15 protein-coding genes are annotated in these 13507 nt (G+C 70.5%); 6 read left to right on the forward strand and 9 right to left on the reverse strand.

From position 1 onward, the window contains the following. Positions 1-3 precede the first annotated feature (3 nt). From V1633_RS16215 to V1633_RS16230, 4 genes are read left to right on the forward strand one after another with little or no spacing between them, the layout of a single operon-like run. Complete coding sequence (locus tag V1633_RS16215) at positions 4-987, forward strand: ABC transporter permease (protein ID WP_331215138.1); 984 nt, start codon at positions 4-6, stop codon at positions 985-987. Further along, positions 987-1916: an ABC transporter permease gene (locus V1633_RS16220; protein WP_331215139.1), complete on the forward strand. Its 930-nt coding sequence runs from the start codon at positions 987-989 to the stop codon at positions 1914-1916. The genes V1633_RS16215 and V1633_RS16220 overlap by 1 nt, the downstream gene beginning before the upstream one ends. Next, entirely contained in the window at positions 1913-3112 is a 1200-nt protein-coding gene (locus tag V1633_RS16225) for an ABC transporter ATP-binding protein (protein WP_331215140.1), read from the forward strand. Before V1633_RS16220 ends, V1633_RS16225 begins: the two co-directional genes overlap by 4 nt. Further along, a complete protein-coding gene (locus V1633_RS16230; RefSeq protein ID WP_331215141.1) occupies positions 3109-4101 on the forward strand; it encodes an ABC transporter ATP-binding protein in 993 nt (330 codons plus the stop codon). Before V1633_RS16225 ends, V1633_RS16230 begins: the two co-directional genes overlap by 4 nt. 114 nt (positions 4102-4215) lie before the next feature. Here V1633_RS16230 and V1633_RS16235 read toward each other — a convergent pair whose 3' ends face one another. After that, on the reverse strand, positions 4216-4845 hold the full coding sequence (locus tag V1633_RS16235; RefSeq protein WP_331215142.1) for a carbonic anhydrase: 630 nt from the start codon (positions 4843-4845) through the stop codon (positions 4216-4218). A 305-nt stretch (positions 4846-5150) separates the two neighbouring features. Between V1633_RS16235 and mgrA the strand changes: the two genes are divergently transcribed. Together mgrA and V1633_RS16245 are read left to right on the forward strand one after the other, a co-directional pair. Next, complete coding sequence (gene mgrA / locus V1633_RS16240; protein WP_331215143.1) at positions 5151-6146, forward strand: L-glyceraldehyde 3-phosphate reductase; 996 nt, start codon at positions 5151-5153, stop codon at positions 6144-6146. Between the two features lie 299 nt (positions 6147-6445). Further along, positions 6446-7192, forward strand: coding sequence for an SAM-dependent methyltransferase (locus tag V1633_RS16245; protein WP_331215144.1), 747 nt, complete (start codon positions 6446-6448; stop codon positions 7190-7192). Between the two features lie 49 nt (positions 7193-7241). Here the strand turns inward: V1633_RS16245 and V1633_RS16250 are convergent, their stop codons facing one another. From V1633_RS16250 to odhI, 8 genes are all read right to left on the reverse strand, one after another. Beyond that, on the reverse strand, positions 7242-7949 hold the full coding sequence (locus tag V1633_RS16250; protein ID WP_331215145.1) for a DivIVA domain-containing protein: 708 nt from the start codon (positions 7947-7949) through the stop codon (positions 7242-7244). Beyond that, on the reverse strand, positions 7946-9121 hold the full coding sequence (locus V1633_RS16255) for a globin domain-containing protein (protein ID WP_331215146.1): 1176 nt from the start codon (positions 9119-9121) through the stop codon (positions 7946-7948). Before V1633_RS16255 ends, V1633_RS16250 begins: the two co-directional genes overlap by 4 nt. Before the next feature lie 2 nt (positions 9122-9123). Continuing rightward, a complete protein-coding gene (locus V1633_RS16260) occupies positions 9124-9573 on the reverse strand; it encodes a group I truncated hemoglobin (RefSeq protein ID WP_331215147.1) in 450 nt (149 codons plus the stop codon). Between the two features lie 227 nt (positions 9574-9800). Further along, complete coding sequence (locus V1633_RS16265) at positions 9801-10499, reverse strand: SanA/YdcF family protein (RefSeq protein ID WP_331215148.1); 699 nt, start codon at positions 10497-10499, stop codon at positions 9801-9803. A 70-nt stretch (positions 10500-10569) separates the two neighbouring features. After that, positions 10570-11184, reverse strand: coding sequence for a MerR family transcriptional regulator (locus tag V1633_RS16270; RefSeq protein WP_331215149.1), 615 nt, complete (start codon positions 11182-11184; stop codon positions 10570-10572). Positions 11185-11401: 217 nt separating this feature from the next. Further along, positions 11402-11866, reverse strand: a complete 465-nt coding sequence (locus V1633_RS16275; RefSeq protein ID WP_331215150.1) for a bifunctional nuclease family protein — start codon at positions 11864-11866, stop codon at positions 11402-11404. 237 nt (positions 11867-12103) lie between these two features. Beyond that, complete coding sequence (ftsR, locus tag V1633_RS16280; RefSeq protein ID WP_331215151.1) at positions 12104-12865, reverse strand: transcriptional regulator FtsR; 762 nt, start codon at positions 12863-12865, stop codon at positions 12104-12106. Next, a complete protein-coding gene (gene odhI, locus V1633_RS16285) occupies positions 12862-13314 on the reverse strand; it encodes an oxoglutarate dehydrogenase inhibitor Odhl (RefSeq protein ID WP_331215152.1) in 453 nt (150 codons plus the stop codon). The genes ftsR and odhI overlap by 4 nt, the downstream gene beginning before the upstream one ends. Positions 13315-13507 lie beyond the last annotated feature (193 nt).

Below are 13507 nucleotides of genomic sequence, written 5' to 3' on the forward strand. Positions count from 1 at the left end.
CTAATGCGCTACCTGCGGCGCAAGGCGCTGTTCTACCTGGTCGCCGTCTGGGCGGCGGTCACCGTCAACTTCCTGATCCCCCGACTGATCAAGGGCAACCCGGTCGACGCCGTCCTGGCCAAGACACAGAACATGACCCCGATGTCGCCAGAGGCCCGCCGCGCCCTCGAACTGCAGTTCGGGGTCTCCGACGACCCGCTGTGGCAGCAGTACCTCGGCTACCTCGGCAACCTGCTGCGCGGCGAGTTCGGACTCTCGGTCGCCTACTACCCCACCCCGGTGTCGAAGGTGCTCAGCCAGAGCCTGCCGTGGACGGTGGTGATGGTCGGGCTCGCCACCGTCCTCAGCGTGCTGCTCGGCATCACCCTCGGCACACTCGCCGGCTGGCGCCGCGGCACCTGGCTGGACGCGCTGGTACCGGCCACCACCTTCCTCGCCGCCATCCCGTACTTCTGGCTCGCCCTGGTACTGCTCTACGTCTTCGGCGGTGTGCTCGGTTGGTTCCCGCTCAACAGCGGATACAGCTACGAGACCACCATCGGGTTCAACGGGCCGTTCATCCGCAGCGCGATCCACCACGGTCTCCTGCCGGCCGCCTCGATCGTGGTCGCCTCCGTCGCCGGCTGGCTGCTCGGGATGCGCAACATGATGGTCTCCACGATGGCCGAGGACTACGTGCTGACCGCCGAGGCGAAGGGTCTGCGACCCCGCCGCATCATGATCCAGTACGCGGCCCGCAACGCCGTCCTGCCCAGCGTCGCCGGCTTCGCCATCACCCTCGGCTTCGTGGTGAGCGGCTCCATCGCCACCGAGATCGTCTTCTCCTACCCCGGCGTCGGGATGAGCCTGGTCGCCGCCGTCGCCAACGCCGACTACCCGCTGCTGCAAGGCATCTTCCTGATCATCTCGCTGGCCGTGCTCGGCGCCAACTTCGTCGTCGACCTGCTCTACGCGCTCATCGACCCCCGTACCCGGCAGGCCGGCTGATGGCGACGATCGAAACCCAGCACGACGTGACCGGCGACGTCGTACCCGCAGTGGTGGTCCCGACCCGGTACCCCCGCTGGCGCGGCCTGCTCCGGTCCCGCAAGCTGATCGCCGGCCTGGCCATCGTCGGCTTCTTCGGCCTGGTCGCGATCGTCGGACCGCTGCTGGTCGCCGACCCCGACCTGGTCAGCGACGACCGGCTGCTGCCACCGTCCGGCGCACACCCGCTCGGCACCACCAACACCGGCCAGGACGTCTTCCGGCAACTGGTCGTCGCCACCCGCGGCTCGATGGTCGTCGGCGTCGTCGTCGGACTGCTCGCCACCGTCGTCTCGGTGCTCGTCGGCGTCGTCGGCGGCTACGCCGGCGGCCGGACCGACGAAGGATTCTCCCTGGTCAGCAACGTCTTCCTGGTGCTGCCCGGGCTGCCGCTGGTGGTCCTGATCACCGACTACGTGCAGACCCGGGGCGCGCTGGCGATCGCCCTGATCGTCTCGATCACCAGCTGGGCCGGAGCCGCCCGGGTGCTACGCGCCCAGACCCTGTCCCTACGCGCCCGCGACTACGTCGACGCGGCCCGGGTCAGCGGCGAACCCGACTGGCGGATCGTCACCTTCGAGATCCTGCCGAACCTGCTGCCGCTGATCGCCGCCCAGTTCGTCTTCGCGGTCATCGGCGGCATCCTCACCGAAGCCGCGCTGGCCTTCCTCGGCCTCGGCGGAGCCGGCTCCTGGGGGACGATGCTCTACTTCGCGCAGAACTCGCAGGCACTGTCGCTCGGCGCCTGGTGGTGGTTCGTCCCACCCGGGCTCTGCATCGCGCTGGTCGGCGCCGGCCTCGCGCTGATCAACTTCAGTCTCGACGAACTCATCAACCCACGACTGCGGGCCACCCCGGCCCGACGCACCCGGCCCGGCGGCCGCCGATGAACATGGCCGACCCGGCGCCGGCCGCCGGCCGCGACGTCGTACTGTCGGTCCGCGACCTGAGCGTCGTCTACGACGGCCCGCAGCCGGTCCGCGCCGTCCGGGACGTCAGCTTCGACCTGGCCCGGGGCGAGGTGCTCGGCATCGCCGGCGAGAGCGGCTGCGGCAAGTCCACCCTCGCGTACGCGATCACCCGGCTGCTCAAGCCACCCGGCCGGGTCACCGCCGGCGAGGTCGTCTTCCGCCCCGGCGACGGCCCCGCCGTCGACCTGGCGACCCTGCACGGCGAGGCGCTGCGCCGGTTCCGCTGGAACCGGGTCGCGATGGTCTTCCAGGGCGCGATGAACGCGCTCAACCCGGTGCTGTCGGTACGCCGCCAACTCGCCGACGTCTTCACCGCGCACCGACCCGAACTCGGCCGCCGTGACCGCGAACAACGCTGCCGGGAACTGCTCGACCTGGTCGGCATCGGCCCGGAACGCCTCTCGGCGTACCCGCACGAACTCTCCGGCGGAATGCGGCAGCGGGTCCTGATCGCGATGGCGATGGCGCTCCGCCCCGACGTCATCGTGATGGACGAACCGACCACCGCCCTCGACGTGGTGGTGCAACGCGACATCCTCACCGAGATCGACCGGCTCCGGGCCCGGTTCGGGTTCGCGGTCGTCTTCATCACCCACGACCTGTCCCTGCTGCTGGAGATCAGCGACCGGCTCGCCGTCATGTACGGCGGCCGGATCGTCGAGCAGGGACGCGCCGCCGACCTGTACGCCTCAGCCCACCACCCGTACACGGTCGGACTGCTGCGGTCGTTTCCCCGGCTGCGCGGCGAGCGGACGGTGCTGCACGGCATCCCCGGCAGCCCGCCGGACCTGTCCCGTCCCCCGGCCGGCTGCGCGTTCACCGCCCGCTGTCCGTACGTCTTCGACGCCTGCCACCGCCTGGATCCGCCGCTGCTGCCGGCGACCACCGGTACGGCGTCGACCCGGGCCGCCTGTCTGCACTACGACCCGGTACGACGCCCGGACGGCCCGCCCCCGGCACTGCGGGCCGGCGACTTCGACGTCCCCGGCGAGCCTCACACCCCCGGCGGGTCCGCCACAGCCGCCGACGACGTCCCGCCCGGAACAGCGGACGGCGACACCAACGACCGGGCCGGGAACGTCGACGGCGGTACGACAACCGGGGAGACGCGGTGACCACACTGACCGTCAGCCACCTGAGCAAACACTTCCCGCTGCGGGACGGGCGCCGCCGCCGGACGCTGCGGGCGGTCGACGACGTCTCCTTCGAACTGCGCTCCGGACAGACGATGGCGCTGGTCGGCGAGAGCGGCAGCGGCAAGTCGACGATCGCCCGGATGCTGGTGCGGCTCACCCGCCCGACCGCCGGGGAGATCCTCCTCGACGGTACGCCGGTGCGCTCCGGCCGCCGGGCGGTCCGCCGGTACCGGCGGGACGTGCAGATGGTGTTCCAGGACCCGTTCGGGTCACTGAACCCCGCCCACACCGTCGACTACCACCTGCGTCGGCCGTTGCGGCTGCACGGGATCGCCCGGGACACGACCGGGCTGCGTACCGCCGTGCACGACCTGCTCACCCGGGTCAACCTGACCCCGGCCGACCAGGTCGCCCGCCGGTTGCCGCACGAACTGTCCGGCGGCCAGCGGCAGCGGGTGGCGATCGCCCGCGCGCTCGCGCCCCGGCCCCGGATCCTGCTCGCCGACGAGCCGGTGTCGATGCTCGACGTCTCCATCCGGCTGGAGATCCTCAACCTCGTCGACCGGTTGAAACGGGAGGGGGACCTGGCCGTCCTGTACGTCACGCACGACCTGGCGACCGCCCGCTACTTCGCCTCGTCGACCACGGTGCTGTACCGCGGCCAGGTGGTCGAGTCGGGTCCGAGCGACGAGGTGATCCTGCGCCCCGCCCACCCGTACACCCAGCTGCTGGCCGCCGCCGCCCCGGACCCGGGCCGGCCCAGGACCGCGCCCCCGGACGGACCGCGGCGCGGCGGCCAGGGACCGGCGACCGGCGACACCGGCTGCCTGTTCCGGGACCGGTGCCCGGCCGCGATGGAGATCTGCCGGCAGGAGGTACCGGAGTTCACCGTCGGCGCCGGCCACCTGGCCCGCTGCTGGCTACGCCAGCCCGGCACGCCCGGGGCCGCCGGCCCGCCTACGGCCTGACCGTCGCACCGGTCGGTGGGCGCGGGCGCCTGCTCCGCTGCCGCCGTCGGCATGACCGGCCGACGGCGGCAGCGTCGCGGCACCGGGAAAGCCCGGGTGGCGTCCAGCGGCCGGCTACTCCCCGGCCGACTCGGCGGCGAGCACGCTGACCCGGCCGTCGGCCAACCGGTAGAACATGCCGACCACGTCACACCGGCCGGCGGCCACCGCGTCACCCAGCTCGGTACCGGGCCGGGTCAGATTCTCGACGGTCCGCCGGACGTGGATCATCCCCACCTCGTCGTAGTCGGTGATCTGCCGCGCGTTCGCCTGCCAGATGCTCGGCGTGACCCGCTCGGCGATCGCCCCGAGCTCCCGGCCGGGCAGCCGGGTACCGGTCATCGCGGCGTGGGTGGCCTGGATCGCCCCGCACGAGTCGTGGCCGAGCACCACGACCAGCGGCGCGCCGAGCACCGTGACGCCGTACTCGAGGCTGGCGGTGACCTCGACGCCGACGATGTGCCCCGCCGTGCGTACCACGAACAGGTCACCCAACCCCCGATCGAAGATGATCTCGGCGGCGAGCCGGGAGTCGGAGCAGCCGAAGACGACCGCGAACGGCCGCTGGGCGGTGGCGACCGCGGCCCGGTGTTCGGCGTCCTGGTGCGGGTGCACACGGGTGCCGTTGACGAACCGCTCGTTGCCGGCGAGCAGTTCGGTGAGAGCCTCGGCCGGATTGGCGGGCCGGGGGTCCAGATATGCCATGACGTTCCTTCCGACGGCGCCAGACGGTGCGGTGGCGAACAGGGTCGACACCATCGGCGACCTGTGGCGTACCGATCAGATACCACGGTTCGTCGGAAAATTCAGGGATGACAGGGCGGCCCGTGAGCCACGGAACAGTCGCCGTCACGAAATGTCAGCGCCACCCGTACCCGCGGTCACCGACGACGGCTGCGTGTGGGATCACCGTACGGCCTCGGTGGGCCGGCAGACTGCCGGTGGATGTCGGCGCACCACGACCGTGGTCCCGGGCCACCGGCCGGACCCCGCGGCATAGTCTGTGGATCGTGACCTACGTTGCCGCGGATGACCGCTACGACACGATGACCTACCGCCGGACCGGCCGCAGCGGCCTCCGCCTGCCCGCGATCTCGCTCGGCCTCTGGCACAACTTCGGAGACGAACGGGCCTGGCAGACGCAGCGGGACATCTGCCGGCGCGCCTTCGACCTCGGCGTCACCCACTTCGACCTGGCCAACAACTACGGGCCGCCACCCGGCTCGGCGGAGTCGAACTTCGGCCGGATCCTCGCCACCGACCTCGCCCCCTACCGCGACGAGCTGGTCATCTCGACAAAGGCCGGCTACTACATGTGGCCCGGCCCGTACGGCGAATGGGGCTCACGCAAGTACCTCATCACGTCGCTCGACCAGTCGCTGCGCCGGATGGGACTCGACCACGTCGACATCTTCTACCACCACCGCCCCGACCCGGACACCCCGATCGAGGAGAGCATGACCGCCCTCGACGCCGTCGTCCGGGCCGGCAAGGCCCTCTACGTCGGCCTGTCGAACTACAACTCGGCGCAGACCGCGCAGGCCGCCGCGATCCTCGCCGACCTCGGCACCCCGCTGCTGATCCACCAGCCGTCGTACTCGATGCTGAACCGCTGGACCGAAGCCGACGGACTGCTCGACACCCTGGAGCAGGTCGGCGCCGGCTGCATCGCCTACAGTCCACTGGCCCAGGGGCTGCTCACCGACCGCTACCTCGACGGCATCCCGGCCGACTCCCGCGTCCGCACCAGCGTCTTCCTCAACGAGAGCGACCTCGACGAGCCGACGATGGCGACGGTACGCGCCCTGCACGGTGTCGCCACCCGCCGTGGCCAGTCACTGGCCCAACTGGCGCTGGCCTGGGCACTGCGGGACCCCCGGATGACCAGCCTGATCATCGGCGCGAGCAGCGTCACCCAGCTGGAGACCAACATCGCCGCCCTGGACAACCTCACCCTCACCGACGCCGAACTGACCGAGATCGAAGGTCACCTCGGCGCCGCCTGACCGTTCCCGGCCGGGGGCGGGGGGCCCGCCCCCCCCCCCCCCCCCAGCCCCCCCCCCCGCGCCCCCCCCGCCCCCCCCCCGCCCGGGGGGGGCGCCCCCCCCCCCCCCCCACCGCCACCGGTCCCGGCCGCCGTGCCCCCGCTCCCGCCGCCGTCGGCGTAAAGAGGTCGACGGCCGGTTCGGCGGAAGCTAACCTGACCGCCTCACGTCTCGTGGAGGTGTCTGCATGCCCCGGTCCACCACGCCAGCGGAATTCAGCCAGCCGGCCATCCCGACACCTGACGTGAGGAAACCGAGCAGTGGACCTGCCACGTAGTTTTGTCATCCGCGAACACAACCACCGCATCCACAACCCGCTCACCGAGGCCAAGCTCGCCACCCTCGGGCGGGCCATACGGCTACGCCCCGGCACGACGATCCTCGACCTGGCCTGCGGCAGCGGAGAGATGCTCTGCACGTGGGCACGCGACCACGGCGTCGTCGGCACCGGAGTCGACATCAGCACCGTCTTCGTCGCCGCCGCCCAGGACCGGGCCGCCGCGCTCGACGTCACCGACCAGGTGACGTTCGTACACGGCGACGCCGCCGGACACGTCGCACCGACCGCGGTCGACGTCGCCGCCTGCCTCGGCGCCACCTGGATCGGCGACGGCGTCGCCGGCACCGTCGACCTGCTCGGGCGCAGCCTACGCCCGAACGGGACCCTGCTGGTCGGCGAACCGTTCTGGCGGGCCGAACCGCCCGACCACGCGACCGTCGAAGGCTGCCACGCCCGGACCCGGGACGACTACCACGACCTTCCGGGCCTGGTCGGCCTCTTCACCGCGCTCGGCTACGACCTGGTCGAGATGGTCCTCGCCGACGAGGACAGCTGGGACCGGTACGTCGCCGCACAGTGGATCACGATCCGGGCCTGGCTGGACGCCAACCCGGACGACCCACTCACCGCCGACTTCCGTGCCGAACTCGACACCGCCCCACAGCGCTACGTCCGCTACCTGCGACCACACCTCGGCTGGGGTGCCTTCGCACTGAGACGACGGTGACGAACCGGGGGCGGCCCGAACCGGTGTCGAGCCGCCCCCCGGTGAAGGATCAGCGTCCGGTGTCCGGACGTGGCGACAACGCGGGCCGCCCGCCGGCCGATGCCGCGGCGACCCCCGGACCCGCCTCCCGGGCGATCCGGTCCATCGTCCGGGCCAGATGCTCACTACCGTCGTCGAGATGCCGGGCCGCCGCCTGCATGTGCGAAATCATCATCTCGCCGAAGATCCGCAACGCCTCGCGGGTCGCGACCGTGTCGTCGAACGTCGACCCCGCCGACGCCCGGTACTCCTGCACCGCCCGCTCCGCCTCGTTCCGGGCATCCTCGGCGGCCGCCCGCATGTAGTTCTCGTACTGCGTCCGGGCGTACTCGGCGACCCGCCGGGCGTAGTCGTGCGCCTGGGCGATGATCTGCTCCGCCTCCCGCTGCGCCGCCGACAGCAGATTGACCTCCTTCGGCCCCGGCAACTGCGGCGCGCCGCTGGCACTCGGCAGCACCCCGTGCCGGTGCAGCTCCACCCGGTCCTGCAGCCGCTGGTTCTCCGCCCGCAGATCCGCCAGCTGGCTCGCCAACAGGTCGAGCTCGTCGGCCACCTGATGACGGAACCGGTCCACGTCCCGGTCGTCGAACCCCCGCCGGGTGAACGACGACGACGAGAACTCCCACCGCCGGACCCGGTCCGCGGTCAACCGGACCCGCTGGCCGGTACCGGACACCGCGGTGGCCCGGTCGTACTCGCTGATCGGGCTGACGCTCACTGCGCACCTCCATCTGCCGGCCTCTGCTCCTGTCCGGCACCGACCCGCCGCCCCGGCGAATACCACTGCCCACCCGGCGCCTCGTAGTGCACCTGCCCCGCGTGGTAGCCCGCCTGGGCCAACCCGCTGACCGCACTCGACACCATCAGATCGGAGCCGCAGAGGAAGACATGCCGGCCACGCCAGTCGCCCTCCGCCAATACCCGGTCCACCACCTGCGTGAACTCGCCCGGCCGGGCCGGATCCGCGTTCACCACGTACGTCACCCGCAGCCACGGACACGACGCGGACAGCTTCTCCAGCGCGTCGACGTCGTAGAACTCGGTCCGGGACCGGGCACCGACGAACAGGTCGACCCGCCGGCCGCCACCCTCCGCCGCCACCTGCTCCACCAGCGCCTTCAACGGCGCCAGACCGGTGCCGTTGCCGATCAGCAGCAGGTCACCCGCCCCGGCCCGACGCAACGTCAACCGCTCCCCCACCGGAGCCGCCAGATGCACCTGATCGCCGACACTCGTGCCGTACACCAGCCGGGAACTCACCATCCCGCCCGGAGCCGCCCGCACATGCAACTCGATCGTGCCGTCCGTACGCGGCGCGTTCGCCGGCGAGTAGTACCGCCACGCCCGGGCCGCCGGAATCGACACCCCGATCGACTGACCCGCCTCGAACGGCAACAGATACTGCGGACGCAGCGTCAACACCGCCACGTCGAACGTCCGGGGCTCGTGCGCCACCACCTCACCCACCCACCACGGTGGGCTGACGTTCTCCGCCGCCGAGGCACCGTCCACCATCACCTTCGCGACCAGCCCGTACGCCGCCGCCCAGTCCTGGGCCAGATCCTCGGTCCAGTGGTCGGCGAGAAAATGCCGCAGCGTCGCCAACAGCGCCTCACCGACGGCCGGGTAGTGCTCCGGCCGCACCGCGAACTTGCGGTGGTCCGCGCCGAGCGCCTGCAGGAACCCGACGAGCTGGTCCACCTGGTCCACGTGGGAGACGATGTGACCCAACGCGGTCACCAGCCGGTCCCGCTGACCCGCCATGTTCGTCGGGAACATCTGCCGGGTCTCGGGATGGGCGAGAAACAGGGTCGAATAGAAGTAGAGCGGCACCTGGTCCCCATGCGAGGCGACCAGGTGCCAGCTCTGCTTGAGACGAGCGACGTCCACGATCAGACGCCCGCCGCGGTCCCGGTCGACACCACCTGGTCACGTACCGACACCAGGACCGTCCGCACATCGTCGAGAATGTCCCCCGGCACCCCCAGCTCGGTCAGCGTCGCCAGCAGATGCTCGCCCACCAACGCGTAGTGCTTGTCCGGGATCTGCAACGGCTGATGCGCCTCGGCCAGCCCACGGCCGGCGTACTCGTTCGGCCCACCGAGCACCACCGTCAGCATCAACGCCAGATGCCGCCGCTGCCCGGCCATGTCCACGCTGGTGAAGTAGCCGGCCAGCTCCGGATCCGCCAGCACCCGGTCGTAGAACAGCCGCACGGCCTCCTTGACCGACTCCGCCCCGCCGATCCGTTCGTAGTGTGACGGCTGCGGGGCCCTACCGTCGCGGGTGGTGCTGGCGTCGGTCGCGGATGACGACACGACGCTGTCCTGTGGTTCCGTCACGGTCTTCCTTCCGGCGCGAGGGGGGTCGCGCGGCGTTGAGGCGTTGGCACACAACTCTGTCCACCCGGCGAAACTGATCGCCGCCGAGCGGCACTGGGAGGGGACACTACCGTGTCCACCCGTAGTGTGTCATCAAACCCGAATCGGTGTCTTCCGTACAGTTGTCAATCAACAACTGTCGATATTTGCTGGCCGAGACCAAGCGTCCACCCACGACCCGGAAACCCTCAACCCCGCAACGCGTCCCGGACACCCCACTCCGGCCGCCCCAGAAACACCGGATCACGACCACTCGCCACGTCGTAGACGGCCTTCACCGCCGCGAACCGCTCCCGGAACCCACCCCACGCCCAGGCCCGCTCGAACCGGCGCACGCTCTCGTCCCCGACCCCCACCGCGTCAACCCCCACCCGCCGGCACACCGTCACCGCCCGGTCAATGTGGAAACCCTGCGTCACGACGATCGCCCGCTCGACCCCGAAGACCCGCCGCGCCCGCAGACACGAGTCGTACGTGTCGAAACCCGCGTGGTCCTCGACCACCTTGCCGGCCGGCACCCCCCGCTCGACCAGCCACCGCCGCATCGCACCCGGCTCGTCGTAGTCCCACCGCCGATGGTCCCCGGAAACCAGGACCACCTGAACCTTCCCCGCCTCCACCAACTGCCTGGCCACCCCCAACCGGGCCGCCAGAAACGCCGACGGCGTGCCATCCGGCTGCACCTGCGCCCCGAGCACCAACGCCACCGGCGCCGCCGGAACCCCCGCCACGTCAAAGACGTACCCCTGCGCCGACCGGCGCACCCACATCCCACTACCGACCACCACCGCCGCCGACAACACCACACCCACCAACACGAACACCACGACCCGACGCCACCAACGACGACGCCGACCCGCCCGCACCAACGACGATCCCTCAGGCATACGCACAATTATGCGACCACGATCACAACCCGGACCGCACCGCAGTTACGGGACAAGCACCCCGCGACGGTCAACCAGCCCGCCGCCGCGCCCGCCGCGCCGCCAACTCGTCCCCGGCCCCGACCTCGTCATCCGCCGACCCCGGCAACTCACCCGCCGGCTCCGCCGGCAGATGCGACAACGAACCCTGGATCTCCTTGAACGCACCACCGATCGCGATACCGAACACGCCCTGCCCACCCTGCAGAAGGTCGACAACCTCCTCCGGCGACCGGCACTCGTACACCGTCGTCCCGTCCGAGATCAGCGTGATACCCGCCAGATCAGCCACCCCACGCGACCGCAACGTCTCGATCGCCCGACGGATGTTCTGCAACGACACACCCGCGTCCAACAACCGCTTCACAACCTTCAACACCACCAGGTCACGAAACGAGTAGAGCCGCTGCGTCCCCGAACCCGACGCGTCCCGCACACTCGGCACCACCAACCCGGTACGCGCCCAGTAGTCCAACTGCCGGTAACTGATACCCACGGCATGACACGCCGTCACACCCCGATAACCGACCGCGCCATCCTCCACCGACGAACCGGCGAACGACCCGCCCTCCGCCGCCAGGGAATACCCCTCGACCTGACGCTGATGATCTGACGTACCCGGATCAGGGTCCTGCGACTCATGCATCGGACAACCTCCCCGCCCGTGCGGTGACACGTCGTTTCCGGGACGTGCACCCCTCGACAGGCCAACCCTATAGCCCGGCTGGAGGGCTACCCCGCAGAAGAAGCCGCGACACGCCGCACCACGACCGTCACCCGACGCGCACCCACGACCAACATCGGGAACGCCCCGACCACGGCACAAAAAACCAGGCGACAGAACAGCCCGGCACAACACCGGATCAGCCGGCGAAATCCTCCGGACGCACCTGCTCCAGGAACTCCCGGAACCGCTCCACCTCGTCCTCCTGCTCGTCCGGAATCACGATGCCCGCCTCCGACAGCACCTGCTCCGCACACCGGATCGGCGCACCCACCCGCAACGCCAACGCGATCGAGTCACTCGGCCGCGCAGACACCCGCACCCCGTCACCGATCAACAGATCCGCGTAGAAGACGTTCTCCTTCAACTCGACAATCTCCACCGCCCGCAACGGCGCCTGCAACGCGGCGAGAATGTCCCGAAGCAGATCATGCGTCAACGGCCGAGCCGGCTTGACCCCCTGCTGCTCATACGCGATCGCCGTGGCCTCCACCGCACCGATCCAGATCGGCAGGTAACGGTCGCCCTCGACCTCTCTGAGCAACACGATCGGCTGGTTCGTGGGCAGCTCCACCCGAACCCCGACCACGCTCAGCTCGCGCACCGCCGCCTCCGTGTCGTTGTCTTCTTCCCACCACCGACGCACAGCGACACATGTCCACCGCCGACGCCAGCATGCCCCTGCCCTGCACGGTACACGGGCCGGGATACCGGCGCCCCACGCGCGCCGCCCACCCCCCGCACCCACCAGGGCTTACCCCCGGAAGCCTACGCCACGCCCACCGCCACAGATCTTTCCCGCCAACCGGGCAGCCCGGCACACCACCCACCAGGCCGCCCGTCACCGACCCAACGTCCCCCGCAACCCCACCCGCACCAACGCGGCATGCAACTGCTGCGACAACCCAACCAACTCCCGCGCCACCTCCGCCGCCCGAGCCCGCGCCGCCGGATCACTCTGCCGAGCCAACGGCGCCACCAACTGCGCGAACAACCCCACCTCACGGTCCGCCGCCGTCCGATAACCCCGCAGATGCCGCGGCTCCAGGCCGTAACCCGCCAACCCCGCCACCGCCTGCGCGATCAGCAACGCGTCCGCGTCATACCAACCCGGCGGATGAGAAACCACCAGACCCATCCGCTCCAACTCCGCCAACAACGCCTCGTTGATGCCACTACGCGACAACAACTCGACCCGACCCAACCGACCATCCGACGACTCGGCAACCGGCTCCCGGCCCGGCACCTCACCATCCGGCCCCACCGCCACCAACGACGGACGAGGCCGCTCCAACCCCGGCAACCCCTCCCGGTCAGCCTCCGCCAACTGCTCCCGGATCACCCGCAACGGCAGATACTGATCACGCTGAGCGGTCAACACGAACCGCAACCGCGCCACGTCATCCCAGCTGTACTTCCGGTAACCCGCCGGGGTGCGCTGCGGCTCCACCAGACCCTCAGACTCGAGAAAGCGCAGCTTCGAAATCGTCGTGTCGGGAAACTCCACCCGTAGCTGCGCCAGCACCTCACCGATACTCATCAGTGGCTGGCCCCGAGCGGCCGCCCCCGAGCCGGGAACAGCCGCCGCCGCGCGCTCACTCACCCCCGGAAGGCCCCCTCCTCCGCACGCGGACCGGCGATGAACACCAGCCGGAACTTACCGACCTGCACCTCATCACCATTGCTGAGCGTCGCCGCCTCGACCCGCTCCCGATTCACGTACGTCCCGTTCAAGCTGCCCACATCGCGGACAGTGAACGTACCGCCGTCCCGATGGAACTCAGCATGACGACGCGACACCGTCACGTCATCCAGGAAGATGTCACTGTCCGGATGCCGACCACTCGTCGTCACGTCATGGTCCAACAGGAACCGGGCACCCGCGTTCGGACCCCGGCGTACCACGAGCAGCGCCATACCCGGCGGCAACGAACCCGACATGCGGCTCGGCACCACATCGGTTTCCGGGCCTTCCAGCATCTCGTCGAGCGAGCCAAGGTTGAGCGTCGACGTGACGTCGAGTGGGGGGAACTCGTCGTCTGGGCGCGTCATTCAGGACCACCTCACGGATCTGTTCGGTCGGCGTCGGGTGTGACGGGTCTGGCCGCCGAGCCGTCTCCGGGCCCAGCGGCTGGCTCCCCCGTGCCCGGGAAGGCAATTCCGCAACGCGCAACTATTTGGTTCTCGGTCGACTGGGCGAGCCTAGCCAGCGCCGAAAAACAGAGCAACCGGACGCGCGGACACA

Source organism: Plantactinospora sonchi, from assembly GCF_036422035.1.
In the GTDB taxonomy this organism is placed as follows: Bacteria; Actinomycetota; Actinomycetes; order Mycobacteriales; family Micromonosporaceae; genus Plantactinospora; species Plantactinospora sonchi.

Bases quoted from the DNA above. Each gene is read 5' to 3' on its own strand.
- V1633_RS16270 (WP_331215149.1), bottom strand. From the start codon at position 11,184: ATGCATGAGTCGCAGGACCCTGATCCGGGTACGTCAGATCATCAGCGT.
- V1633_RS16225 (WP_331215140.1), top strand. From the start codon at position 1,913: ATGAACATGGCCGACCCGGCGCCGGCCGCCGGCCGCGACGTCGTACTG.
- V1633_RS16265 (WP_331215148.1), bottom strand. From the start codon at position 10,499: ATGCCTGAGGGATCGTCGTTGGTGCGGGCGGGTCGGCGTCGTCGTTGG.
- odhI (WP_331215152.1), bottom strand. From the start codon at position 13,314: ATGACGCGCCCAGACGACGAGTTCCCCCCACTCGACGTCACGTCGACG.
- V1633_RS16220 (WP_331215139.1), top strand. From the start codon at position 987: ATGGCGACGATCGAAACCCAGCACGACGTGACCGGCGACGTCGTACCC.
- V1633_RS16215 (WP_331215138.1), top strand. From the start codon at position 4: ATGCGCTACCTGCGGCGCAAGGCGCTGTTCTACCTGGTCGCCGTCTGG.
- V1633_RS16235 (WP_331215142.1), bottom strand. From the start codon at position 4,845: ATGGCATATCTGGACCCCCGGCCCGCCAATCCGGCCGAGGCTCTCACC.